Genomic DNA, 25,687 nt, shown 5'->3' with positions numbered 1-25,687 from the left:
AAACTCCCGAAAGCGTAAGTGCTTTCGGGAGTTTTTCGGCTATTGGCAGATATTACTGCTTGTTGCCCATCTTGTAAGCGTCGATCATCTTCTTGACCATCTGACCGCCGACAGAACCCGCCTCTCTGGAAGTCAGGTCGCCGTTGTAGCCCTGCTTAAGGTCTACGCCGACTTCGCTGGCTGCCTCCATCTTAAATCTGTTGAGAGTTTCTCTGCCCTGCTGTGTTGTGATACCTTTCATTTTCGTTTCTCCTTTTGTTTTATTCGGGCTTGCGATAATATTGTGTGCGTATGGCACAAAACTATTACAGGAAATTTTTACATGAAAAAAGTGTCATCTTCCCCGCATTTCCGCATCGGTAAGATGACACTATGTTTTTTTGTAATATGACTATCCCTTTAACACACCACCAAAAAATACCTTTATAACAAGGAAATACTGAGTTGATGTTATCTTTCCCCCGCCGCAGGCGGGGGAAAGATAACCGCCAACTATATTCAGTTCCCAATATAACATCGTTTATTTTGGTGTGTCAGCGGGATAACCACGTTTTGTAATTTATTTGTAAAACCCGCTGTACCACTCCGTGAAATTCCTCAGACCCTCGCGAATGCCTATTTTGGGCGTGAAACCGTAGTCTTTTTCCAGCGCGGTGCTGTCAGCATAAGTCACAGGCACATCGCCCGCCTGCATGCCTACCAGTTCGCGGTGTGCTTCAAAATCATAGTTTTCGGGAAGCACTTTCGCCCGCACCAGTTCTTCCTGCAAGGTGCTTATGTAGTCCAGCAGGTTTTCGGGCGTGCCGCCGCCGATGTTGTATACCGCATAAGGCGGAAGCGGCAGACCGTCCTCGCCGTTTGCCTTTTCGGGAGCGCCCTGCATCACGCGGTAAACACCCTCAACTATGTCGTCTATATATGTGAAATCACGCTTGCAGTTTCCATAGTTGAATATCTTTATGTTCTCGCCCTTTACCAGCTTGTTCGTTGCCGAAAAATAGAACATATCGGGTCTGCCCGCAGGCCCGTAAACAGTGAAAAAGCGAAGTCCCGTTGAGGGTATGTTGTACAGCTTTGAATAGCTGTGTGCCAGCAGTTCATTGCTCTTTTTTGTGGCGGCATAAAGGCTGACAGGATTGTCCACTTTGTCATCAACGCTGAAAGGCACTTTCTTGTTGCCGCCGTATACCGATGAACTCGATGCGTACACCAGATGTTCAACAGGGTAGTGCCTGCACGCTTCGAGAATATTGTAAAAACCGATGATGTTGCTCTCTATGTAGACATCGGGGTGGTCTATCGAATAGCGCACACCCGCCTGCGCCGCAAGGTTCACCACCACAGAAGGCTTGTATTCAGCAAAAATGCTGTCCACAAGCGCCTTGTCAGCAATAGAGCCTTTTACAAAAACGTGTCTGACATTACTTTTCTCTGCCGCCTTTTCTATCAGTTCAAGGCGGTAGGATTTCAGCGCAGGGTCGTAGTAGTCGTTCATATTGTCAAGGCTTATCACTGTTCCCGAAGTCATCTCTCCCAGCAGTCTTAGCACCAGATTTGCCCCTATAAATCCCGGTGAACCCGTCACCAGTATGTTCCTGCCGTTTAAGCCGATACTTGTCTTGCCCATTTTAGTCCCTCCTGAACAGGTCGCGCGTGTAGACCTTTTCCTGTGCATCATCAAGCACGGAATCATATCTGTTCGCGATTATACAGCCGCACATCGACTTGAATTTTTCGATGTCGTTTATGACCTCACTGCCGAAGAATGTACTGCCGTCCTCAAGGGTAGGCTCGTATATGACGACCTTCGCGCCCTTAGCCTTTATGCGCTTCATAACGCCCTGTATACTGCTCTGGCGGAAGTTGTCTGAGTTTGACTTCATGGTCAGCCTGTAAACGCCCACCACCACTTCACGCTGTCTGTTCTCCTTGTCGGCAGAATATGTGTCACTGCTGCTGTAAGTGCCTGCAATTTCCATCACCCTGTCAGCGATGAAGTCTTTCCTCGTCCTGTTTGACTCAACGATGGCGCTCATCATATTCTGCGGAACGTCCCTGTAATTTGCAAGAAGCTGTTTTGTGTCCTTAGGCAGACAGTAACCGCCGTAGCCGAAAGACGGGTTGTTGTAGTAGTCGCCCACGCGGGGGTCAAGGCATACGCCCTTGATGATAGATGCGGTGTCAAGGGATTTTACCTCAGCATAAGTGTCAAGTTCGTTGAAATAGCTGACCCTCAGCGCAAGATAAGTGTTTACGAACAGCTTTGTAGCCTCAGCTTCGGTGTACCCCACGAACAGCGTACTTATACCCTGCTTTATAGCGCCCTGCTGTAAAAGCCCCGCAAATATCTCTGCATTTGCGCGTGTTGCATCGTCACAGCCCACTATTATGCGGCTTGGGTAGAGGTTATCGTACAGCGCCTTTGACTCGCGCAGAAATTCAGGGCTGAAAATGATGTTGTCCATGCCCAGCTTTTCACGTATGCTTACGGTATAACCCACAGGTATAGTCGATTTTATGATGACAGTCGGCTTTACCTCGCGGCTTTCGGTGGCGCTCTTTACCAGTTCAAGCACGCTCTCAACAGCCGAACAGTCAAAGAAATTCTTCTTGGGATCGTAGTTGGTCGGTGCCGCGATTATTATGAAATCTGCATCTTTGTAGGCAGAAGCCCCGTCAACAGTCGCCGTCAGATGCAGTTCACGCCTGCCCTTTTTGGCTTCATCGAGGTATCTCTCAATGTAGTCGTCCTGTATCGGAGATATGTACTTGTTCAGTTTTTCCACCTTTTCGGGGATTATGTCAACTGCGGTGACATCGTTGTGCTGTGCCAGCAGTACAGCCAGCGAAAGCCCCACATATCCTGTGCCTGCCACAGCTATCCTGTAAGACCTGTCAACAGCTATCTTCCCGACACCCGACATCTCAACGAACATGTCGGTAGGTTCAAAGCCCAGCGCTTCGCCCAAAGCCTGCAACTGTTCTATCGACGGCGTGAAGTCCTGCGACTCCAGCCTTGACAGCAGACCTCTGTTGATGCCTGTTTTCTCGGCAAGCTGTGCCTGTGTTATTTTAAGTGACTTTCTGCGTCCTTCGACAGTTTCTGCCAAAAGTTGTATCGATAATTTTTTCATGGCAATTTGCCTCCGTTATTGATATTAAATGTTATTTGAAATAACATCAATTTTCTTGTTTTTCGCCTATGATTATATGATACCAGACCGCCGCGCATTTGTCAACAAGGGTTACACCGCCAATTGTTAATTATCTGTTAATTATCAAATCCATTTTGAAATGTCGCTCATAATAACAAAAAAATGCTCTACAAATGTCTTTTAAAATAACATCTGCAAACTGATTTGTTAAGACCAATTCGCGCTATGACATCTGTATAAAATAGTATGGTATTATTGTTTTAACATAAAGCTGTCCGTTTATACGCTCCGAGATCCCGACATCGCCCGATATCTGCGGAAAGTTTTCTGAAAGGAAATTTCTACCTCAAAAGAGGCGCGCCACAAATGATTAAAGTGTAACAAAATTTGTACTTTTAAAAATGCACAAAAGCACTCTCAAAAGAACATACTTTCGACTGTCGGGAATGGTCGGATAATGCCGTTTTTTCGCACCTTTCCGTTTTGAAGATATGTAATATATTTTAATCAAGTTCACTAAAAACCCGATTTCAGTCAATTTTTATTGTGCAAAACTTATAGAAATTAAGGTTAATCAAAGCAATATGATGTTTACAAAATGGAAAAAGTCTGTAACCACCTTGTAATCTTTTGTGAAATGTGGTATCATAGTCAACGTGGTCAAAAGAAAGAGAAATTCTCAATACCTAAACAAGAGAGGAAATTTTATGACTAAGATCAAAATTGCAGCCGTAGTAATGTGCATGATAGCCACAGGTGCTTTCGCAGGATTTACATATAAGACTGCAAACCATAGTAAGGATAATGTCGAGAGAGTTGCAGTGAGAACAGTTTCCGAAGATGATATCACTGATGAAGTGGTCACCGATGAAGAAACTACTGATGACGAAGTCACCGCTGAGGAGGAGATCACCACCGAAGAGGAAACTGTTGTTATCGAACTGAAAGAGCCTGTTGTTACAACAGCAGTAAAGTCTGCAAAGGCTGAAAAGAAGACCGAAACCGAAAAGGCTAAGGAAACTTCTGCGGCAAAGTCCGAAAAGACAGACGATGAAGTTTTCAATACTCTTAAAAAGGAGATGGCAGCAGCCCCTGCTGTGACCACAGCGCCCGTTGTTACCGAAGTTCCTGAGATCATACCTGAAACAGAAGCCCCTGTTGTTGAAGAAGTACCCGTTATCGAAGAGGTACCGAGTGAGCCTGTTTATGAAGAGCCTGTACAGACTGAGGAAACTCAGCCCGCTGAAGAGCCTGTTGTTACCGAAGCACCCGCTGAGGAAACACAGTCTGCCGAGAGCGAGGAAGAGCCTGTAGAAGAGGTAAGCGGCGGCAGAAAAGTTCAGGTAACTGACGAAGAATATATCTGGCTGTGCAACGTGGTAGGTCATGAGTATGGCTCTGACTGGATACCGATCGAAGAAAAAGCTAAGGTCGTTGAAGCTGTTATGAACCGCGTTAACGATCCCCGCTTCCCAAATACCATCTGGGGCGTTCTTACCCAGCCTTACCAGTTCTCAGGTCTTGAGTGGACACTGTATCTGGGCACTTTCAGCTATCAGGTAACTGACAGCGTAAAGGCGGCGGTAGACCTCTACCTTGAACACCCCGAACAGTTCAACCACGGCTATAACTCCTTCTGGGGCGATGGCAGTATGAACCACTTCTACGCAATATAAAAGAATATTACCCCCACAAGCGTCTGCGGAATTTTTTCGCAGGCGCTTTTTTATGCCCAAAACACAAAGTTATCATTTAATTCGATACACATGTTGATAATTCCCGCAGAAATAAAAAAAGCGGAGAACACAAGTCCTCCGCCCCTGTCAATAATTATGAATTGTAAATTATGAATTATGAATTATAAAAATGTCCCCTGCTATCATTCCACCGAATATTCAACACAACCCACGCTCCAATGTTGAAAAAACAACCACCAAAAAAGCGGAGAACACAAGTCCTCCGCCCCTGCCAACAATTATGAATTGTGAATTATGAATTATAAACGCTGTCCATCCATTTAAGACGGGCTTCTATCCAGTCAAGGAGGGTCGCCGCACTGCCTGTTGCCCATTCGTCGGTCTTGTTCAGGTCGTCAGCGTATTCTTCGAGTATGGCTTTCTCTTCATCAACACAGTTCCATATGGTGTGTTCTGATGCCTGCACCTCTGCCCACTTAGCTTTTGCCATGTCCATGAACCAGTCCTGCTTTGCCAAAAGAATGAACCAGGGGTTCGAGCGGTCACCGTTCTGCCTTGCAAAACTCTTCTCACAGAACGCACCTGCCCAGTAGCGGTTCGTGCCGTCGTTGTACGCCCAGTTGAAATCCCACGGTGAGGTGAACTGTAACTTAGGTACCTTGCTGTCCTTCGCAAAGTCTATGCACATGTAGAAACTTCCCTCGCCGCAGTCGTAGTCGTGTACTATGTCGTAAAGCAGGTACATGTCAACGATGGACTGCACATCTGCCACAGCCTTTACAGTGTCCTCAGCATTGGTGAAGTCTGAGGGAACTACATTGTAGTATTCGTCAAAAGTCAGGTAGTTGCCCTTTTCGCATGCCTCGTAGATTATCCTGAACACGTCGTTCATGTAATCGCTGATGAACTCCACCTGTTCTTCGGTGTATACATCGTTCTTCACAGAATATTCCGCAGGCACGAACTGCCTTGTTTCGCCACGCAGGTCGGTGACAGTCGCACTCTCATAGTCCATTGTGATGTATGGGTCGTCATCGTAGCGTGTGCCGTCGTCATTCAGCCTTGATGCGTAGTTGTTCAGTTCCATGTAAAAACCGAAGTCTGTGCCTGTGTATCCCTCTTCGGGTTCGGTTATGTCAACGCGGTTCTTGTTGACCTGATTTTGCTCGCACAGCACGTATATCCCCTGAAATTTGTCGTTTACATACAGGTGTACGAACTTCGCATCACTGCAATAGGCGTTTGTGCCCAGCAGTGTCCTGCCGAAGCGCAGTGCTATGTCGTTGCGTATGAGATCCCAGTCTGATTTAAGCAGTACCCAGCTTTTGCACTTTGCACCGTCGTTCAGCCCCAGCATGTTCTGCTTTTTGTCGAACTTTATGCGGTAGGGGACTGTACTGCGCTTTATCTTCTTCTCGTCACCATAGTATGCGCTGGAATTGCCCCGCACTCTTATGCCTGCCGAAAGTTCGTCCATCTCAAACTCTTCACCACAGTTGAACATGTCCACCACGCAGGAAGTGTATATCTCTTTCGAGAGTATCTTCTCCTTGTTCTCATTGGTGGTTATGTTGATGACAGGCAGTTCTGTCTTAGCCGCTATGTCAGCTTCAAAAGACTTCTTCGCATCGCGGTCAACTCCCAGACGCTCAAAGGTCGCAGGTTCTTCATTTATGACCTGTTCTGGTTTGGCGGGTAGCATTGTGACTTTCTTTTCGCTTGTAAGACTTTTTTTGCCCTTTACATGCGCCGCAATAAGTGCCACATCTGTGACATTCACTTTGCTGTCCCCGCTGACATCTGCCGCCGCAAGGTCTTCACCTGCCAGATTTTTCACGCTCTTTACATGCGCCGCCGCCTTTGATACATCGGTTATGTTCACCGAACCGTCCCCGCTGACATCGCCATTTGTACGCCCGTCCTCAGCAAAAACACTGAAACTGCCCGCCGCCATTATCAGCGCCAGCGCCGCCGCAGAAGCGCTCTTAACAAATCTGTTCATAATATCCTCCTTTGTTCATTTCGATAATAATTCCTTCTGACAGTAAAAAATTTCGTATATATCACACATATATTATATCACGATATAAGTAAAGCTGTCAACAACGTGACCATAACATATCCATGCAAATATTTAACATATCAAAGCGACGAATGTTCAAAGAACAAAATTGCAGAGTTTTCAACTTCCATATGATACACATGCTGATAATTTCCACAAAAATAAAAAAGGCGCTGTTTTCTCAACACTCCCCATGACCCAATGTTGAAAAAACAACCACAAAAAAGCGGAGAACACAAGTCCTCCGCCCCTGTCAATAATTATGAACTAAAAAGCCACGCCATACACGTTAAACGCACATAGCTTGCGCCCCTGCCAACAATTATGAATTGAAAAGCCACGCCATACACGTTAAACGCACATAGCTTGCGCCCCTGTCAACAATTATGAATTGAAAAGCCACGCCATACATGTTAAACGCACATAGCTTGCGCCCCTGCCAACAATTATGAATTGAAAAGCCACGCCATACACGTTAAACGCACATAGCTTGCGCCCCTGCCAACAATCATGAATTAAAAAGCCACGCCATACATGTTAAACGCACATAGCTTGCGCCCCTGCCAACAATTATGAATTGAAAAGCCACGCCATACATGTTAAACGCACATAGCTTGCGCCCCTGCCAACAATTATGAATTGAAAAGCCACGCCATACACGTTAAACGCACATAGCTTGCGCCCCTGCCAACAATCATGAATTAAAAAGCCACGCCATACACGTTAAACGCACATAGCTTGTGCTCCTGTCAACAATTATGAATTGTGAATTATGAATTATGAATTATGAATTATAAAAATGTCCCTTATTGCACAGTCCTGCTGTAAGACGAATCTCAGACTGTCCCCAATGATGTTTTCGGGCAGACTTACCTCGTACTCCGCAAAGTCTGCATAGCCGTCCGACGGCGCAAGCCTTGCAGTCAGCCTTTCGCCGCCTGCTTCTATCACTATGTCGCGCCCGCCGCAGATGGAACTTGCGCTGAACCTCACCGCCTTAGCGCCGCACAGTTCAACTCCCCCGTAGACAGCTTCGCCGCTGTAGTGACAGCATCTCAGATAGTTTTTCTGCGCTTTCCTGTCCCAGAAAAGTCGGATATCCCGACCCGCGTCAAATGTCATCGCCGCAAAACTGCCGCCGCGCCTGCCAAGACTTTCACCCGCGATGACCGCAGACTTTTCAAGCAGTATATCTCCGCTCGAACGCCCCGCCATGAACAGGTATTCGCCGCCCTCCACGAACATCTTCCCGCGCCGCAGGTCGTAAACACGCAGTATGTGGGCGGGTATGGCTATCTTCACCGTCATGGTCTGCCCCGATTCAAAGTGTACCCTCTCAAAGCCGCACAGCTTCTTTATCGGTCTGCTTACTGCCGAATTTTTCACCGTGAAGTATACCTGCACCACCTCGTCACAGCCGAAGTCAGAAACATTTCTGACAGTCACCTCTGCCAGCGCACCGTTTTCGGTCTGCGTGACATTCATATCAAGGTACTCGAATTTTCCGTAACTCAGCCCATGCCCGAACGGGTAAAGCGGCGTTCCCTTGAAATACATGTAGGTACTGCCCGCCGTTTCTATGTCGTAATCCATTATGTCGGGCAGATCGTATTCCGACCTGTACCATGTCAGCGGCAGTCTGCCCGCAGGCGAATATTCACCCGCTATCACCTCGCTGACCGCTGTGCCTAACTCAGCCCCCGCGTGGGAAGTCCATATAACCGCGCCTGCCGCCGCACTTTCTTCCACCGCCGAATAGGGGTAGCTTGAAACTATGCACAGTACCGTATCCTTGTTGACACCCGCCAGCAGCTGCGTCATGCCTGTCTGAATGTTCAGCGCCAGCGTTTTTCTGTCATAGCATTCCTTAGCTACCTGCGTGGGATAGTTGCCCACACAGTAGATGATATAGTCGTTCTCACGCGCCAGTTCAGCCGCCCTCTCACGCCCCGATGACAGCATCTCTATCTCCCACATACAGTCCTCCGTGACCGCTGTGCGCTTTTCAAACCTCACACTGCCGTCCTCGCGCAGAACAAGCCGCATGTGGTCGAGGGGGTCTTCTATCAGCACCTTGCCGCCGTAGGGCTTGAAGTTGAAAGTTTCCCGCGTGAACCAGTCGAAAATGCGCCTGTTATGCAGAAGCAGTTTCCCGCTGTCGTCCTTGCGCAGATACCGCCCCGCCCTCTCACAAAAGAGGTCGCACCAGCCCTCGCCCCAGTCCTGCAACTCCATCACTTCGGGCTTTTCTGCGGCTGCCGAAAGTTCATCGCCCTCAAATGTAAGATACTTCCCGTTTGGCGCTTTTACAGCCACCTTGTCCCACAGGCTGTCAGTGGTGACATTCTCAAACTTCTCCCTCATGCCCCCGAGAACAGTGTTCTCATAGGTCGCATAGCCTGTGTACCAGTCCATCAGTATGTCATCAGCCAGCGGTCCTATGACAGCTATCTTCCTGTCCCTGTCCTTTATTGGCAGAACGCCGTCATTTTTCAGCAGTACCACCTGTTCACGCGCCGCCTGTCTGTTAAGCCTGCGGTGTTCCTCGCAGTCGATGACTTCATCACCGATGTCATCAAACTCACAGCCGTTCACCTGCCCCAGTTTCAGCCGCGCATATATCGTCCTTGTAAGGCTTGCATCTATCTCGTCCCATTCTATAAGACCGTCATTCAGTGCCTTTTCAGCCGCCGCGTGTACCAGATCAGCCGAATCTGTCATTACATCACAACCCGCCCGCAGAGTGAGCGGATATGCTTCTGCAAGGCTGTCAGTGTATCGGTGCGCCGTCACGTTCTGCGAGAAATCCCCGCCGTCACTCACCACGAACCACAGCCCCCACTCGTCTTTCAGCATGCTTGATAGTTCGGGGTTCATCACCGCAGGCACACCGTTTATCTCGTTGTACGCCGCCATGACGCTCTTTGCGCCGCCCCACCGTATGGCGTTCTCAAACGCGGCGTAGTAGTATTCGTATTTCAGCCTTATCGGGAGATAAGCGTTGCAGCTGCCGCGCCTTTCTTCGTTGTTGTTGGCGCAGAAGTGTTTCAGTGTCGGGACGGTCATGCGGTGTTCGCCGTTGTCGCCCGCCATGCCCCTTGTGTAAGCGGCAGTCAGTTCACCCGCCAGAAAAACATCTTCGCCGTAGGCTTCCTCCGTCCTGCCCCAGCGCGGGTCGCGCACCATATCAACAGTCGGACCCCACAGACAAAGCCCGCCGCGCTTTTCCTTGTTGTAGTAGGCGCGTGCTTCCTTGCCCGCGACCTCTCCCAGCTTCTCCATAAGGCATCTGTCAAATGTTGCCGCCAGTCCCACAGGCTGAGGGAACACCGTTGAGAAATACTCTTTATCTCTGCCCACATAGCCCCTCGCCACTTCTGTGCCGATGTAAAATTCGCCCAGTCCCAGCCTTTCCACTGCCCCGTGATGTGTGGAGAGCATCTCCAGCTTTTCATCTTCTGTCAGTCGGCTGACTATATCTTTGGCTTGCCGCCAATATCTGTCGTTCATATCTTTATACCTCCCCTATAGGTTTTGCCCTATTATAGCATAAAACCTCTGCCGTTTCAATATAATATTCTCGCATATCCCGCACTTATCCCAACAAAAGCGCCCCGAAGCGCATCAGCACTTCGGGGCGTTCCTATCTCCAAACTTGACGACACACCGCCGTCAGACACATATTTTTTTCTCTCCTGCATCACGGCAGTTTCGCGCCCTCCGCGCCGCGTTCCGAGAAGCTGTATATATAGCCGTCATAAACCGCACAGCCCATGTCCTCGCTGTTCCCGACTTCGTCCATGCTTGCGCATTCATAACTCTCTCCGCGAAATTCTCCGACCGGCTCCATGCCGTCCTCACTGTATTTTACCAGCAGATATGACGGTATTACAGTTATCTTGTCGTAGTAGTAGTATCTTGTATTACCGTTCTCATCGTCCTCAACTCCGAAATTGCCCGTTTGGTCAAGCGGCAGACTGAGGGCTTCTTTCTCGCTTATCTCGTGCTTCTCCACAATTGTCCTGACACACATCGGCAGATAGATGTAGCCGTCCCCGCTGATGTCGCGCAGTTTTGGATATTCGTTTGTAAACGCGAGATAATAGCTGTCGTCCTCAGTGACGGATCCTGGCGGCAGTATGCGTGCAGACCCCTCCGCATCGGCAGGACTGATATTATACCGCTCCTCTTCGGGTATCCCCAGACTCACCTCCGCGATGATGCCCGCTTTTCTCAGCTTGTATTCTTCGTGCGGTGTCGCTTCGTAGTATTGGAAACCCTCCTCGCTTGTCTTTGCTTCACTCGGATAATAGTAATTGTCAGTCGCTTCCACCGACTTTTCAGGGTCAAGACTTAAAAGCTGTAACTTCGTTTCTTCCGTTTCTGCGCCGTAATTTTCGACTATGTGCAGTACCGTTTTGTCGTCAAGCCTGAAATAATTGGTGTGCCACCGGTAGCCCCCTGTCACTGCGGGTGCTGAGTACGGCGCTAAGCTGACATCTTTTGTCTTTGGCGATGCGGGGTCGCTCATATCGGCTATCTCCCGCACTATTAAATTTTCGCCGTCCGAAAAACCCTCTATCCAGTCGCAGAAATATGCCGTATTACCGTTCAGCAGTACTATGTTTGCATACGCTATATCATCGACCGTGAAGCCGCCAACCATGCTGTCGCCGTCAACTTCCTTGCTGTAATCGCAGTATACCGCTCTTTCGTACTGCCCCAGTTCGTTCAGTTCATCATCTACCGCCAGCACCGCATTTCGGTCAGCTATGTAGCGTATTCCGTTTTCTTCGCTGTAAGCGGCCATGCTGTACTGAAAGTCTATCGGACTGTCAATGTAATTTGCCGCCGCCACTTTCAGCCCGTCTGCCGTGTCAACGCTGATAAGGTGCTGGTTGACTTCACTTCGCTCTTCTTCTTCATTCAAATAGAAGTAGTAAGCCGATAAAGTTATATGTTCATCAGTCACCATTATGCCCGTAGGCGCGATCGTCAGCAGTATGCAGTCGGTGTTCTCTATGCTTTCGCCTATCTCAAAACTGCTCATCACAGTCAGTATATTGCTGTGCGACTTGTTGGCTATGTATATGCTGTCCTCGCCTATCGTGAAGCTGTTTCCGTTCTCAAACACTTTCGGCAGAAATTTTGGCTCGCCCGAATTGTACATCTCATAGTCAGCTGCATTTTTGCCCTCTGCGTATTCTCCTATCATTATCAGCCGCCCGTCATCGGTCAGATAAAATTCCTGCATGTTGCCGGGCTGTTCATACTCATATTCCAGCCTGATATTTTCCGTGTCGCTCACATCGTATACGCAGAAACCGCAATATTCGTGTATGGCGTTTTTCTCGTTTATTATTTCGGGCAGATCAAAGTCGTATGCGACAGCAAGCCTGTCACCCATAGTCACCACACCTACCACCATCGGACGCAGATATGTTCCCTCTTTCGGGTAACACCAGTTCTCAGCCAGTTCAGTCATAAGAAAAGTGTCGCTGAGAAATTCAAACTCTATCTTCTCAGCCTTCCCCTCATTCAGAACATAGCCATCGACCCCGCAGTACCGCGCACAGAATGCTTTGCCGTTTTCCTGCTTCACAAGCCCCAGCCTGTTTTCCTCTCTGCGCCTGCGCCTGCCGCTGTAACCCTCAGCCACAGGCATCAGGTCGCTCTCACCGTCATATACGCATTGGTTTTCAAAAAAATCCCGCATCTCGGCAGAAATATCTCTGTCCTGCGCTTCAAGATTGTATACAAACGAGTTCTGCGGCAGATTGAATGTCCAAGAATTTTTATCGCTCTCAGTCAGAAAAGTGTGCAGTGATTTGTAGCCGCCCCCGCGAAGCCCGGTCAGCCCCGTAGTGTCAGCGATGGGTCGCTCAGGCTCGGATATTATCTGCGGTTCGTCAATGTCAGCCTTGCCCAGTCGGGTGATGGTCAGCCCGCCTACCGCAATTACAAATGCAGCCGCCAGCGCCGCACTCATTATAAGCCCCTTGCGTGTGCTGTTCAGCTTCACCTCAGAACTTGTCATGCTTACTTCGCGTATCACCGCCTTGTTCTCGTCAAGAAGTTCCTTTATGCTCTCGGGACTTATCCTGTCGGGCAGAGGGTTCTCTTTCGCCAGCCTTTTGAAGAATCTTCCGCGCATAGTCATCTCACCTCCTTTGTTTTCAGCGCTTTTCTCAGCTTTGCACGCCCTCTCGAAACGTGTGAGCGCACAGTCGAGGCTTTCATGCCCGTCAACTCAGCTATCTCCTTTGAATTATAGCCCGCCGCTCCGTAAAGTGTCAGGCATTGTCTTTCTTCGGGGCTGAGTTCATTCAGCGCCGATAACATCTCCACTCTCCCGAAGGGTGATTCACCTATCACCGCTGAAGGGTCAGCGTCCAGCGAATGTTCCCTTGTTATCGCATAGTTCTTTTGTTTCTGCTTTACAATATTCATAAGTATCCTGAATATCCAGCTGTCAAACGCCGAAGGCTCTCTCAGCGAAGATATCCCCGCGAAAGCCTGCAAAGCCGCGTCCTGTACAGCATCAGCCGCATCATCGGGGCTTTGGAGGTTTGAAAGTGCATAGTAGTAAAGCTGTCGGTACACTTGTTCGTATAATTTGGCGAAAGCCGACGTATCACCGTCAGCAGCCGCCGCCGCAAGTTTAGCGCGTGTTTTTTTATCCAAACCTCATCACCCCAATTCATTTGCCGCATTCTTTGACGGAAAAAGTAATGCGGCTGTCCGTCATAATATAAGAGCATCAAATACATGCAATTGCCGCAGGATACAAAAAACTTTGTATCATTATACAATATAACAGTGACAAACAGGTGATATATAATTCACAATTCATAATTCATAATTCATAATTATTGGCATGACCGAAAGCGAGCCGTTTTAGCAAACCAAGCCGCCCAACAAAGCAGAGCAAAAACGCAAAGCAAAGCGCGAACCGAGCTTTCCGTCCACCCTTTCGCGAAAGGGTGGCAGGGAGCGCGAGGGGCGGAGCCTCTCGCATTGGGGAAGCAGTCAAAATGCGACACAGAGAATTAGTTGGGCGAACAAAGCAACGACGGTAAGAGGTCAAAACCATCGAACAAATCAGACCAAACGCGGGCAATTCGCAAAGAAAAGAGCGTGCGCAAAACAATCGAACAGCACAAAGCCATGTGCGTGCATCGAATTGCCCGCGCGGTATCAGCCGAACAGCGTAGCGTTTTCGGCGGTCGTCCATCACTCCAAAGGATAAGCCTGTAAATAGTGTAGGGCGGGAGCTTGTCCCCGCCGTTCGTCCCTCACACAAAAAGATAAAACCATCACTTGCATGCCCCACGAATATTCCCCCAAAAAATAGAGAATACTACATCTGCGGGCAGATCATAAGTGCAATTGTAAACAATTTGTGAAGCCTATTGACAAGCAGGTGTAAGTGTGCTATATTTAGTTTGTACACAAACGATTTGTATAAAAACAAATCGAATACAAACTAACTGTAAACGACCGCGAATGCGGCAAAAGGAGGAATCCATATGTCAATATACGATTATAAGGTAAATAAGAGAAGAGAAGGTCAGCTGGATATGGCTGAAATGAAAGGCAAGGTAATGCTGATAGTCAATACCGCAACAGGCTGTGGTTTCACACCTCAGTATGAAGGTCTTGAAAAACTCTACGAGAGTTACCACGATAAGGGTCTTGAAGTGCTGGATTTCCCCTGTAACCAGTTCGGCAATCAGGCACCCGGCGATGACACTGAGATACATCAGTTCTGCACCGCTAAGTATAAGACACAGTTCGACCAGCTGGCTAAGATAGAGGTAAACGGCGAAAATGAATGCCCTGTTTATACTTACCTCAAAGCCAACAGCCCCGCCGAAAGGGTAGATGGTATAAAGAATAAAGCGATAATGAAGAGCGTCGAAAAACTCAGCAAGTCCTGTAAAGCTGAAAATGATATCAAGTGGAACTTCACTAAGTTCCTTGTTGACCGCGAGGGCAACGTGGTAGGCAGATATTCCCCCACCTGCGCCCCGAAAGATATCGAGGAGGATATTAAAAAGATATTATGAGCGATAAGTATGAACCCATAAGACTGAGAAATCAGCTGTGCTTCCCGCTTTACCTCTGCGCTAAAGAGGTCACGAGAAGATATGCACCCTTTCTTGATGAGCTTGACCTCACCTATACCCAGTACGTCGTTATGATGTATCTGTGGGAACAGCAGAAATGTACCGTCAAAGAAATGGGCGAAGCACTCCTGCTTGACCCCAGCACACTGACACCACTGCTCAAAAAGCTGGAAAGTAAAGGCTATATCACCCGCACCCGCAGTGAAACTGATGAGCGCAGTCTGAACATCACCCTCACCGAAAAGGGCGATGCCCTCAAAGATAAGGCGCTCAAAGTCCCTGAGCAGATGAAGTGCTGTATAGGTCTGACACCCGAAGAGGGCGCTCAGTTGGGTCAGCTCATAATGAAGATACTCACTAATGTCGAAAATTCCAACAAGTAACATTTCGTGCCGCGTTTTCCCGCCATACGGCAGGGCGATGAACGAACGCATACTATATTAAAAGGAGAGATATATCATGGCAGTTGTAAAGGTAACAAGAGAGAATTTTGAGAATGAAGTAATAAAGTCCGATAAGCCCGTTCTGGTGGACTTCAATGCAGACTGGTGCGGCCCCTGCAAAATGCTCGCACCTGTGCTGGAAGAAATAGCAGGCTCACGCGATGATGTCAAGATAGTCAGCATAAATGTCGATGATGAAGATATCCTCGCTGAGGATTACGGCGTTTCCTCCATACCCTGCCTTGTGGTAGTCAAGGACGGCAAAGAAGTAAAAAGAAGCATCGGTTTTCGCGGCAAGGACGCAGTTCTGGAACTGCTGAGGTGATAGCATGAAGTACGATATCGTCATAGTGGGCGCAGGTCCTGCGGGCATGACTGCCGCCATCTACGGCAGACGCGCCAATAAGACCGTTCTGCTGCTGGAAGCCGCAAGCTACGGCGGACAGATAATCAATGCCCACAAGATAGAGAATTACCCCGTTGAACCCCATATATCGGGATTTGAGTTTGCAACCAAACTCTACGAACAGGCTAAGGAACTGGGCGCTGAGTTCAAGTTTGAAAAGGTAGTCGGCATTGAGGATAAGGGTGATCACAAACTGGTCAATACCCCCTCAGCAAGCTATGAAGCAGGTGCCGTAATAATCGCAACAGGTTCGGATAAGCGCAAGCTGGGCGTTGACCGTGAAGATGAACTGGTCGGCAGAGGTGTAAGCTACTGCGCTACCTGTGACGGCGCATTCTTCCGCAAAAAGGTGGTCGCTGTTGCAGGCGGCACCCGTACCGCCCTCGAAGATGCCCTCTACCTCGCGGACATCGCTGAAAAAGTCTACCTTATCCACCGCCTTGATAAATTCAGCGGCGCAGAAGCTGACTACGACAGGCTGAAAGCACGCGATAATGTGGAATTTCTGCTGAATACTCAGATAACCAAGCTGAACGCCGATAAAAAGCTGGAAAGCATCGAGGTCAAGTCCAAAGACGGCACTGTGCAGACCGTTGAGGTCAGCGCACTGTTCGTGGCAGTGGGCAGAGTTCCCGAAAACCAGAACTTTTCCGCAGTCATCGACCTTGACGATAAGGGCTATGCAGTCGCAGGCGAAAACTGCCTGACCAGAACTGCGGGCATATTCGTCGCAGGCGATAACCGCGTAAAGGAAGTCCGCCAGCTTGTGACAGCCGCCGCAGACGGCGCAGTCGCGGCAACAGCGGCAGTTAAATACCTCAATTCATAAATTAAAGCGCCATTGCCCGAAATTACGGACAATGGCGCTTTGTTATCCTGTTATAGCAAGCGTCATAAAAATCCCAGTGACTTCCTGTTCTTCGCGGCTTCCGAAAACTCTCCGTCAGCTATCGCTTTGCTGAAGTCCTCCACCGTCAACTCTTTCAGTTTCTCACCCGATATACTGCACCGCACAGCCGCCTTGCCAAGCGTTCTCTCATACAGATTTCGCGAAAATCTCGCATTGCCGAACTCCTTCTCGTTCATGTAGGCATCAGTCATCTTGTCAAAGAAATCCTTAGCCGCTTCTTCCAGACCGTCACCAAGCACATAGTACTTAGAAGCCATTTTCAGGAATATACTGCAAAGCTGTTCGCGCGTGTAATCGGGAAATTCTATTTTGTAAGGCATCCTGTCCCTCAGACCCGAATTGCCTTTCATCAGTTCTTCCATGTCATCGGTGTAGCCTGCCATTATCACCACCATGTCATCACGGTGGTTCTCCATCTCGGCTATCAGTGTGGTCAGCGCCTCCCGCCCGAAATCCTTCGAGTCGCTTGAATTTACATACAGCGAGTAAGCCTCATCTATGAACAGCACCGAACCGTAGGCATCACGGCACATCTGTGCGGTCTTAGGCGCAGTCTGACCGATGTACGCCCCCACAAGGTCACGCCCCGAATGCTCGAAAAATCTGCCCTCTCTCAGCACGCCCCTCTCTTTGAGTATCTTGCCCAGTATGCGCGCAACGGTGGTCTTGCCTGTGCCCGGCTTGCCCACAAAACGCATGTGTATGCAGGGGTGTTCGCCGCTTTTTTCCTTTGAGGTGACTTCTACCGCCGAAATGACTTCATACAGCTTTTCGCGCACATTCTCAATGCCTATCAGTTCCTCCAGAAGTTCTTCGCCGCTCTTGTCACGGTCGGCGGCAAAAGAAGATATGTTCATTATCTCGTCAGCACGTATTATGTTGTCATCGGGATAATTCAGCGCTTTTTCCAGTATCGCTTCGGCTATGACTTTTTCTGCGGTCTTTATGCCGTAGCACTTGCCGCTGCGGTGTTCCTCAGCCAGCCTCTCCCCGATGATGCTGAGCGCTTCTTCGCGTATCTTAAAGCCTTTATCAGCCAGTCTGCGCTCGGCTATACTGCAAAGCTGGTCTATGCCCAGCGGAGTTATCGGCACAGCTTTTATGAACATCTGCCTGTTTAATTCAAGGTACAGCCTGTTCAGCGCCTTAGATTCGAGGTATGGCACCCTGAATACCACAACGGCGCTGTGTGCATAGTCTTTCAGCACCCTTATAAAAAGGTGGAAGTCCTCCGAACTCACCTCGTTTACCCAGCTTGATATATCAAAGCTGAGTATCATGTCGCTGGGGTCGTTCAGCTTGTCCATGATGCTTCCCAGCACCGATATGGGCGTGGGTGCTTCCTTTGAGGTCGAGGGCGGGGGCATGCGTATCTCGCGCTTGCGCGGAAGTTTTCTGTCCCTCTCATACCCAAGCCGATGATAGTCCATCATCATCGAAAGCAGTGTCAGCATGTAAGAATACCCGTCCCCTTCGTTTACTGCGAACAGGTAGTTCCTTTCAAGAAAAGTGTCAGTGCTGTCAAGGCTGTGTATGCCGTAGGCGAGTTTGTCTATCTCACCGATAAGCGCTTTGAAGTTCTCTGCGCCCACCATCGAATTGATCTCGTCCTTCGGATCTTCGCGGTCTTCTTCGCGGTCGTTTGAAGTGCGGGTAACATTCGGCTCATATTCAGATGAAAATCTTACGCTCCTGTCAGCTTCTCTGTCCTCCGCGTCCTCTTCCTCAAAGACCTCTACTCTGCAATTTACGAGCGCATCGCTGTAGAATCCCAGCAGTACAGCCATTATGTCCTTTTCGGCAGACTTGCAGTCCTCGCCCGCTTTCAGTTTCAGCGTGCCCACAATTTCTGCGGCGCCTTTGCTTATCACTTCCAGCGAGTACTTCTCTGTCAGCACAGGTATGACTCTGTCAACAGGCAGTGCCTCGTCCGAACGTTTACTCAGCACCCAGCTGGGATTGAACCTTATATGTACCTTGACCATAGCATTCACCTCTAAAATATCAGTATAACATATTTTCGTCCCGCCAATCAATCGACTGATTAAACGAACTTACCGACAGGCGTTTGTGCAGATATACAATTGTACTATAGCGATCCAACTTTTTAAATTCACAAAATCCAGTCGCAAAAGCTGGGATCTATGGGTTTTGTGACTGGATTTTGTCTGAATTTTAAGGCGGATTGCTATAAATAAAAAAATATGACTATCCCTTTAGCACACAAACTAAAAATGCGGTAAACAAAAGGATAATTGAGCGCCCCATATTTTTCCCCCGCCTGCGGCGGGGGAAAAATATACGCCAAGAACCTTAAGTTCTGTATAGCCGCTGTTTTTGTGGTGTGTCAGCGGGATAACCATATAAAAAAATCCCCGATGCCTGAACATCGGGGATATATCTGCAAAAGTGAAATTACTTCAGCTCTACAGTAGCGCCTGCAGCTTCCAGCTTAGCCTTGATGTCCTCAGCCTCAGCCTTAGGAGCAGCCTCCTTGATAGCCTTAGGAGCTTCCTCAACCAGAGCCTTAGCCTCCTTCAGACCCAGACCGGTGATCTCCTTAACAGCCTTGATAACTGCCATCTTCTGATCGCCGAACGAAGCCAGAACAACATCGAACTCAGTCTTCTCAGCCTCAGCTGCTGCGCCGCCTGCTGCGGGACCTGCTGCTGCAACGACTGCGGTTACACCGAATTCCTCCTGGATAGCGTCAACGAGCTCTTTCAGCTCAAGAACAGACATAGTCTTGATCTCTTCTACAAAATTCATAATCTTCTCAGAAGCCATGATTAAAATCTCCTTTATAATATAGTTTAGTTTCGCGGGACTATTATCAAGCCGCCCGCGTGTGCTTTATGCAGCAAATATTATGCTGCGTCGCCGCCTTCCTTGTCGGCAAGAGCCTGAAGAGTAGCAGCGAGCTTCTGCATGGGGCCCTGCAGAGAGCCGACCAGCATAGCCAGCAGAGTATCTCTCGAAGGGATCTTCGACAGAGCGTTAACGCCTGCCTCATCATAAACCTCAGAGCCGATGTAACCTGCTTTCAGCTTGAACTTTTCGTTATCAGTGTCCTCAGCGAACTTACCGAGGATCCTTGCGGGTGCAGTCTGATCGTCATCGGAAATAGCGATAGCGGTAGTACCCTCAAGTACACCTGTGATATCGTCCAGACCTGCGTTCTTGAATGCAAATCTCAGCATTGTGTTCTTCTCAACGAAGTACTTGACGCCTGCCTCTCTCATTTCCTTTCTGAGCTTGGTATCCTCTTCAACAGTGATACCCTCATAGCTTACCAGAACGCCTGCTGCGGAGTTCTTGATCAGCTCGGTCAGCTCATTGACTCTTTCCTGCTTAGCAAGTAAAGTCTTTTCACTTGGCATTTGAATTTCACCTCTTTGCAGTTTTCTCGCAAAGCGTAATCTAAAAGAAAAATCCCTTTTATCCAAAGACAAAAGAGATACAAAGTCGATATGACGATGCTTTCTTTTCCTCGGTCGGGCTTACCTTTGTGCCGACTGTCTTTAGAATACGAATGCTTATATATTATACCAGACCCCGCAACATTTGTCAAGGGGTCTGGGGATATTTTTGTAAACTTTTTGTTAATTCGGACGTTATGTGCAGACAAGGCACTTTTTATTCCGCCGAACCCGCGCAGATACGCGCTTTCGTGGGACTTGACCCAACATTCGCGTGTTACTCACCTGTCCGCCGCAGTTATGCGCTCCAATTTCTCCTATCTGTGCAAGGCGGCGCAGATACGCGCTTTCGCGGGACTTGACCCAACATTCGCGCCGCTTGTCGAATGTCCGCCGCAATTTATGCGGGGATAGCGGCGTTGAATTTCAGGCGTATCTTGTCGGTTATCAGCGCGATGAACTCGCTGTTGGTGGGCTTGCCTTTTCCTGTGTTGATGGTGTATCCGAAAAAGCTGTTCAGCGTGTCGATGTCGCCTCTGTCCCAAGCTATCTCGATGGCGTGGCGTATAGCACGTTCAACGCGGGAGGGCGTAGTCGCGAATTTCTTCGCTACCGCAGGGTATAATAGCTTTGTTACGCTTTCAAGCATCTCCTTGTCGTTTACCGAACAGATTATCGCCTCGCGCAGATAGTGGTAACCCTTTATGTGGGCAGGCACACCTATCTGGTGGATTATGTCTGTGACGATTATCTCAAGGTTTGCGGGCGTTGGTTTCATGCGCGGGTGAACAGTTTCGGCTGAGATGTCGGTATCGATATTCAGCATCGCCTTTATTCGTTCTCCCAGTATCTTGACATCAAAGGGCTTTAGCATGAAATATGCCGCGCCCGCCGTCATCACCTGTGTTTCGATAAAGCTGTTCTCGTATGGGCTGGTGACGATGAACAGCGGCTTCTTATCCAGCTTTTCGCATTTGCGTATCAGTTCGATGGCATCAAGTCCGGGCATGACTGCATCAACGATGACCACATCGGGCAGTTCGTTCCTTACTGCATCATATATCACAAGACCGTCTTTCTGACGGGTTATTACAAAAAATCCGGAGTTCCTGAGTGTCGCCGCGCAGAAAACGCCGTACTGTGCCGAGTCATCACCTATAAGTATCTTTATCTTGTTGTTCATATGTATTTCCTCCGTTATGTAAAAATAATGTCATTGTTACCCGGGTAAATTTACTTTGTTATCACAGTTTATATTTTAGCACATTTAAACTTAAAATGCAATAGGTTTTTATCCGTTTCGGCACAGAATTTTTCGGGAATTTCCTTGAAATTACGCGAAAATACGGTTGTATTCGTTTATCTTCACGCTGTTGTTACAGCAATCGTCAGCAAACGTTAATGTGATGATATCAAGTTAATATTCACCGAAAAATTCGACCTGGTATATAAAAATATTAACCTGCAAAACTGCGGTCAATGGACATTTTTGCAGAAATAAAAAGCAAAAATATTCTTGACGGCGAAGTAAAATTGATGTATAATAAACAGGTCATAACTGAGGAAAGGGCTGTAATAATGGAAAACACAGTTGAAAACAACGAGAAAAAGGACATATTCGACCGCATAATGGGCTGGGGATTTCTGAAGATATTCGAGCCTTTCTATAAAAAGAACAAAGAGGTACTGCTGTACCTGTTTTTCGGTGTGATGACTACAGTGGTCAGCTTTATCACGGCGGGCATATCTAAGGCACTTCTGGAGAAAATGGGTGTCGGTGATGTGTGGGTGCTGAATATAAGCACAGTATTTTCGTGGATATGCGCGGTGACTTTAGCGTACATCACCAACAGGATATGGGTGTTTGAATCAACCGCAAAGGGCGCATCTGCCATAATCAAAGAGGGTGCATCTTTCTATGGCGGGCGTGTTTTCACTCTGCTGGTGGAAGATGTAATAATGAACATCGGCGGCAAACTGCTGGGCATCAATTACTGGGTCACAAAAATAATCGCAAATGTGATAGTCATAATCCTCAACTATATAATAAGCAAGCTGTTCGTTTTTAAGGAGAAGAAAGAGAAGCAGTCAGCATAAGCCGTAACTGCGATATATGACGAAAATATGTCCTCTGCCGTGTGCAGGGGACTTTTTGCATAAGATAATATGACTATCCCTTTAGCACACCACCCCAAAATACCTTTATAACAAGGAAATACTGAGTCGATGTTATCTTTCCCCCGCCTGCGGCGGGGGAAAGATAAACGCCAACTATATTCAGTTCCCGAAATAACATTGTTTATTTTGGTGTGTCAGCGGGATAACCACATAAGATAATGCCGCCTCGTTTAGCTTAACTGCTGACAGGTAAGTGAAAATTTGATGTCGATTGATGTAAAAGCCTTGATTTAAGGTCGGCAATGTGTTATAATGTTACAAAGTGCGTTTTTTTGACGAACGATAAGGCTCAAAAACAATTTTGTTGATATCATTTGGAGGACAAAACTATGACTAAGAAAATTCTTGCGGCGCTGATGGCGCTTACTATGTGCGCAGGCTTTGCAGGCTGCGGAAAAGATGCAGATAAGGACACCGATGCAAGCAAGGCGGCAAGCAGCGCGGCAGCTGATAAGGAAGCTGACAGCAGCGCTGACGAGGCGACTACCGATGCCGCTGACAGCAAGGCTGATGACGCAGAAAGCAAGGCTGATAAAGATGATAAGTCGGACAGCAAGGCTGACAGCGACTCTAAGGCTGACGCTGCCGACAGCGCCGCAGACGGCGACAATCCCTGGACTGCTGATATCGGCAAGCGCGAGGGCGATGTGTATGAAACTGATTTCCTGAAAATGCGACTGGTAGATAACATCATCAGTGTTGACCAGAAAGACCTTTCTGCTGAAATGACCGATGAAGAACTTAAAACACTGGCATCGGCTGTTGTTGAGCATTTCAACACTTCCTGCGGCAGCGATATGCAGGCTTTCATCGACAATATGGGTCTGGGTCTGACTGTTGACGGCATGGTGGAGATCTCTCTTGCATCTGCTGAACATATGGATGATGAAAACTATGACAAGTGGATAGAAGAAAACATGGTCATCGAGAAGTACAATATTATTGACAGCATCGCTGACCTGCTGATAGAACTGGGTTCGGACGAAGCTGTTATCGAACTCAGCGGCGCTTCTACGGAAACCAATGAAGAGAACATGACTAAGGCGATAAACTCCCTTTATGACAGCGTAAACGCAAATGCTGACAAGACCAAAGAAAATCTTAAGAGCCAGACTCTCTGGGATCAGGGCAATGAAGCTATCACACTGAGCGATAATGCGACTTTCGTAATATATCCGAGCGCCTGCGGACGTGACGGCGATGACCTGTACACTGAGCTGAATGTGATGATACTCGACGGTGATAATGAATATGATATAATGGATATCAACGCATGGATAGTAGGCGGCAAGGTCGGCATGTGGGCAGGCGACTTCCTCAAGACTGATAACTACGAGGAATACAAGGGCATGGACACAAGAGCGATCTTCGAGTATGAGATCGCAAACATGTTCACCGAGGTCGAGGACGAAACCGAAAGCGCGGCTGAATAAGCACAAAATAGATCCGAGCGATTTTTTGCGGGGAGGGCATATATATGAAAAGGCAGGACTATCTCAGCTGGGACGAATACTTTATGGGCATAGCCCATCTTTCGGCGCGGCGCAGTAAAGACCCCAATACACAGGTGGGTGCCTGTATAGTGTCGGAAGAGAACAAAATTCTGTCAGTGGGCTATAACGGCATGCCGACGGGCTGTAATGATGATGACATGCCGTGGGACAGAGAGGGCGAGTTCCTTGAAACGAAATACCCCTTTGTCTGCCATGCCGAACTGAATGCCATACTCAACCGTTCAACGGGCAGCCTGAAAAATGCAAAGATATATGTGTCGCTCTTCCCCTGCAACGAGTGCGCGAAAGCTATCATACAAAGCGGCATAAAGGAAGTCATATACGGTGATGACAAGTATGCCGATACCGACAATGTCAGGGCATCGAAGAGAATGTTCGACATGGCGGGCGTGAAGATAAGGCTTTATAAAAAGACTGACAGACTGGTCAGGATAGAACTTTAAATGATCATTTAAGATGGAGCGTGATGATGATGTCAACAGCATTCAGGCGGGCGGATATACTTCTGCCGAAAGATGCAGACATGAACAAGTGGGCTGTGGTGGCGTGCGACCAGTATACTTCCGAGCCCGAATACTGGGACAGGGTCGAGAAAACTGTGGGCGATGAGAAAAGCGCCTACAAGCTGATACTGCCCGAAGTCTATCTCGAACAGCCGGGCGTTGATTACAGGATAGACAAGATACACCGCACGATGAAAGAATACCTCGACAAAGGCGTTTTTGAGGAATATAAGAACGCCATGATATATATTGAGCGCGTGCAGGCTGACGGTCGGGTGAGAGCGGGTCTGGTGGGTGCCATCGACCTGAAAGAGTACGAGTACTACAAAGGTTCCGAGTCGCAGGTAAGGGCGACCGAAGCTACCGTCATCGAACGCATACCGCCCCGCATAAAGATACGCAAGGGCGCACCCATTGAACTTCCCCATATCATGATACTTATAGATGATGTCAAAAAGCGCATCATCGAACCGCTGGCTGACAAGAAAGATGAGTTCAGAAAGCTCTATGACTTTGACCTTATGGAGGGCGGCGGACATATCACAGGCTGGCTCCTTGATGAGGACAGCATGGAACAGGTGGAGGCTTTGCTGGAGAAGTTCTCAAGGCAGGAGGCTTTCGAGAGAAGATACGGTCTTACAGGCAGACAGCCGCTTACTTACGCTATGGGTGACGGCAACCATTCGCTGGCGACTGCTAAGGAGTTCTACGAAACGCTGAAACGTGCCGACCCTTCTGCTGACCTTTCGGCACACCCCGCAAGATACGCACTGGTCGAACTGGTTAACCTGCATTCGCCCGCGCTGGAATTTGAAGCTATCCACCGTATAGTCACCGAAGTTGACGAGCAGTCGCTCACCGATGCGCTGACCGAAGAACTGGGACTCAGCGATGAAGAGAGCGCACAGAGTTTCGTGATAGTCAACGGCGGCGAAGAAAGGCGCGTCTATGTACATAAGGAAACCTCAAAGCTGACAGTCGGTTCTTTGCAGAATTTCCTCGACAACTACACCAAAAACAACGGTGGTAAGACCGACTATATCCACGGTGCCGATGTGGTAAGGGAACTGTCGAAAAAGCCGCATTCCATAGGTTTTTTACTGCCTGATATGGGCAAGGAAGAATTGTTCCCCACAGTAATAGAGGACGGCGCACTGCCGAGAAAAACTTTCTCGATGGGTCACGCAGCTGACAAGCGCTTCTATGTTGAAGCAAGAAAGATAACCAAATAAATAAATCAAAGACCCTGCGGCATGTACCGCAGGGTCTTT

20 protein-coding genes and 1 other annotated feature are annotated in these 25,687 nt (G+C 48.4%); of the genes, 9 read left to right on the top strand and 11 right to left on the bottom strand.

Annotated features, from left to right (window positions below; all coding sequences use genetic code 11):
• Positions 1-52: 52 nt before the first annotated feature.
• The 3 genes from CUS_RS13350 to CUS_RS13340 form a co-directional block, all read right to left on the bottom strand.
• Entirely contained in the window at positions 53-241 is a 189-nt protein-coding gene (locus CUS_RS13350) for an alpha/beta-type small acid-soluble spore protein (RefSeq protein ID WP_002851552.1), read from the bottom strand.
• Positions 242-559: 318 nt separating this feature from the next.
• Complete coding sequence (locus tag CUS_RS13345; protein WP_002851557.1) at positions 560-1,627, bottom strand: NAD-dependent epimerase/dehydratase family protein; 1,068 nt, start codon at positions 1,625-1,627, stop codon at positions 560-562.
• 1 nt (position 1,628) lies between these two features.
• The gene (locus CUS_RS13340; protein WP_002851573.1) at positions 1,629-3,134 is read right to left on the bottom strand and encodes a nucleotide sugar dehydrogenase; all 1,506 of its coding nucleotides are present in this window, start codon (positions 3,132-3,134) and stop codon (positions 1,629-1,631) included.
• Positions 3,135-3,862: 728 nt separating this feature from the next.
• Between CUS_RS13340 and CUS_RS13335 the strand changes: the two genes are divergently transcribed.
• A complete protein-coding gene (locus tag CUS_RS13335) occupies positions 3,863-4,831 on the top strand; it encodes a cell wall hydrolase (protein ID WP_002851580.1) in 969 nt (322 codons plus the stop codon).
• Between the two features lie 313 nt (positions 4,832-5,144).
• On the opposite strand, the gene CUS_RS18750 is transcribed toward CUS_RS13335, so the two are convergent.
• The 4 genes from CUS_RS18750 to CUS_RS13315 all read right to left on the bottom strand — a co-directional run bounded on the left by CUS_RS18750 (position 5,145) and on the right by CUS_RS13315 (position 13,598).
• Positions 5,145-6,854, bottom strand: coding sequence for a CotH kinase family protein (locus CUS_RS18750; RefSeq protein WP_002851577.1), 1,710 nt, complete (start codon positions 6,852-6,854; stop codon positions 5,145-5,147).
• Between the two features lie 837 nt (positions 6,855-7,691).
• Positions 7,692-10,424 carry a beta-glucosidase gene (locus CUS_RS13325; RefSeq protein WP_050792236.1) on the bottom strand — a complete coding sequence of 911 codons (2,733 nt, stop codon included), beginning with the start codon at positions 10,422-10,424 and terminating at the stop codon, positions 7,692-7,694.
• A 190-nt stretch (positions 10,425-10,614) separates the two neighbouring features.
• Positions 10,615-13,068, bottom strand: a complete 2,454-nt coding sequence (locus CUS_RS13320; protein ID WP_157769533.1) for a beta-propeller domain-containing protein — start codon at positions 13,066-13,068, stop codon at positions 10,615-10,617.
• Between the two features lie 2 nt (positions 13,069-13,070).
• Positions 13,071-13,598, bottom strand: coding sequence for an RNA polymerase sigma factor (locus CUS_RS13315; protein WP_002851569.1), 528 nt, complete (start codon positions 13,596-13,598; stop codon positions 13,071-13,073).
• An 845-nt stretch (positions 13,599-14,443) separates the two neighbouring features.
• On the opposite strand from CUS_RS13315, the gene CUS_RS13310 reads away from it, so the two are divergent.
• The 4 genes from CUS_RS13310 (at position 14,444) to CUS_RS13295 (ending at position 16,721) form a co-directional block, all read left to right on the top strand.
• Positions 14,444-14,983, top strand: a complete 540-nt coding sequence (locus CUS_RS13310; protein WP_002851555.1) for a glutathione peroxidase — start codon at positions 14,444-14,446, stop codon at positions 14,981-14,983.
• A complete protein-coding gene (locus CUS_RS13305) occupies positions 14,980-15,426 on the top strand; it encodes a MarR family winged helix-turn-helix transcriptional regulator (RefSeq protein ID WP_002851581.1) in 447 nt (148 codons plus the stop codon). The genes CUS_RS13310 and CUS_RS13305 overlap by 4 nt, the downstream gene beginning before the upstream one ends.
• Positions 15,427-15,502: 76 nt before the next feature.
• The gene (gene trxA, locus CUS_RS13300; protein WP_002851579.1) at positions 15,503-15,811 is read left to right on the top strand and encodes a thioredoxin; all 309 of its coding nucleotides are present in this window, start codon (positions 15,503-15,505) and stop codon (positions 15,809-15,811) included.
• Positions 15,812-15,815: 4 nt separating this feature from the next.
• Positions 15,816-16,721, top strand: a complete 906-nt coding sequence (locus CUS_RS13295; RefSeq protein WP_002851578.1) for an NAD(P)/FAD-dependent oxidoreductase — start codon at positions 15,816-15,818, stop codon at positions 16,719-16,721.
• 62 nt (positions 16,722-16,783) lie between these two features.
• Here the strand turns inward: CUS_RS13295 and CUS_RS18745 are convergent, their stop codons facing one another.
• The 4 genes from CUS_RS18745 to spo0A all read right to left on the bottom strand — a co-directional run bounded on the left by CUS_RS18745 (position 16,784) and on the right by spo0A (position 21,404).
• The gene (locus CUS_RS18745; protein ID WP_002851575.1) at positions 16,784-18,787 is read right to left on the bottom strand and encodes an AAA family ATPase; all 2,004 of its coding nucleotides are present in this window, start codon (positions 18,785-18,787) and stop codon (positions 16,784-16,786) included.
• A gap of 430 nt (positions 18,788-19,217) precedes the next feature.
• Positions 19,218-19,589 (bottom strand): 50S ribosomal protein L7/L12, encoded by a 372-nt coding sequence (gene rplL, locus CUS_RS13285; protein WP_002851553.1) that lies wholly within the window; start codon positions 19,587-19,589, stop codon positions 19,218-19,220.
• Positions 19,590-19,669: 80 nt separating this feature from the next.
• Positions 19,670-20,182: a 50S ribosomal protein L10 gene (gene rplJ, locus CUS_RS13280; RefSeq protein WP_002851564.1), complete on the bottom strand. Its 513-nt coding sequence runs from the start codon at positions 20,180-20,182 to the stop codon at positions 19,670-19,672.
• A 37-nt stretch (positions 20,183-20,219) separates the two neighbouring features.
• Positions 20,220-20,345, bottom strand: a sequence feature (ribosomal protein L10 leader region).
• Positions 20,346-20,621: 276 nt separating this feature from the next.
• Positions 20,622-21,404 (bottom strand): sporulation transcription factor Spo0A, encoded by a 783-nt coding sequence (gene spo0A, locus CUS_RS13275; RefSeq protein ID WP_002851558.1) that lies wholly within the window; start codon positions 21,402-21,404, stop codon positions 20,622-20,624.
• A gap of 353 nt (positions 21,405-21,757) precedes the next feature.
• Here spo0A and CUS_RS13270 point away from each other — a divergent pair, with 353 nt between their 5' ends.
• The 4 genes from CUS_RS13270 to CUS_RS13255 all read left to right on the top strand — a co-directional run bounded on the left by CUS_RS13270 (position 21,758) and on the right by CUS_RS13255 (position 25,648).
• Positions 21,758-22,318, top strand: a complete 561-nt coding sequence (locus tag CUS_RS13270; RefSeq protein WP_227945360.1) for a GtrA family protein — start codon at positions 21,758-21,760, stop codon at positions 22,316-22,318.
• 410 nt (positions 22,319-22,728) lie between these two features.
• Entirely contained in the window at positions 22,729-23,832 is a 1,104-nt protein-coding gene (locus CUS_RS13265; protein WP_002851574.1) for a hypothetical protein, read from the top strand.
• Positions 23,833-23,876: 44 nt separating this feature from the next.
• Positions 23,877-24,356 carry a deoxycytidylate deaminase gene (locus tag CUS_RS13260; RefSeq protein WP_002851567.1) on the top strand — a complete coding sequence of 160 codons (480 nt, stop codon included), beginning with the start codon at positions 23,877-23,879 and terminating at the stop codon, positions 24,354-24,356.
• 23 nt (positions 24,357-24,379) lie between these two features.
• Positions 24,380-25,648 (top strand): DUF1015 domain-containing protein, encoded by a 1,269-nt coding sequence (locus CUS_RS13255; protein WP_002851565.1) that lies wholly within the window; start codon positions 24,380-24,382, stop codon positions 25,646-25,648.
• Positions 25,649-25,687 lie beyond the last annotated feature (39 nt).

It is taken from the genome of Hominimerdicola alba 8 (assembly GCF_000178155.2).
Classification (GTDB): Bacteria; Bacillota; Clostridia; order Oscillospirales; family Ruminococcaceae; genus Hominimerdicola; species Hominimerdicola alba_C.
The sequence above is the reverse complement of the archived record's forward strand: the minus strand, read 5'-3'. Positions and strand labels throughout refer to the sequence as shown.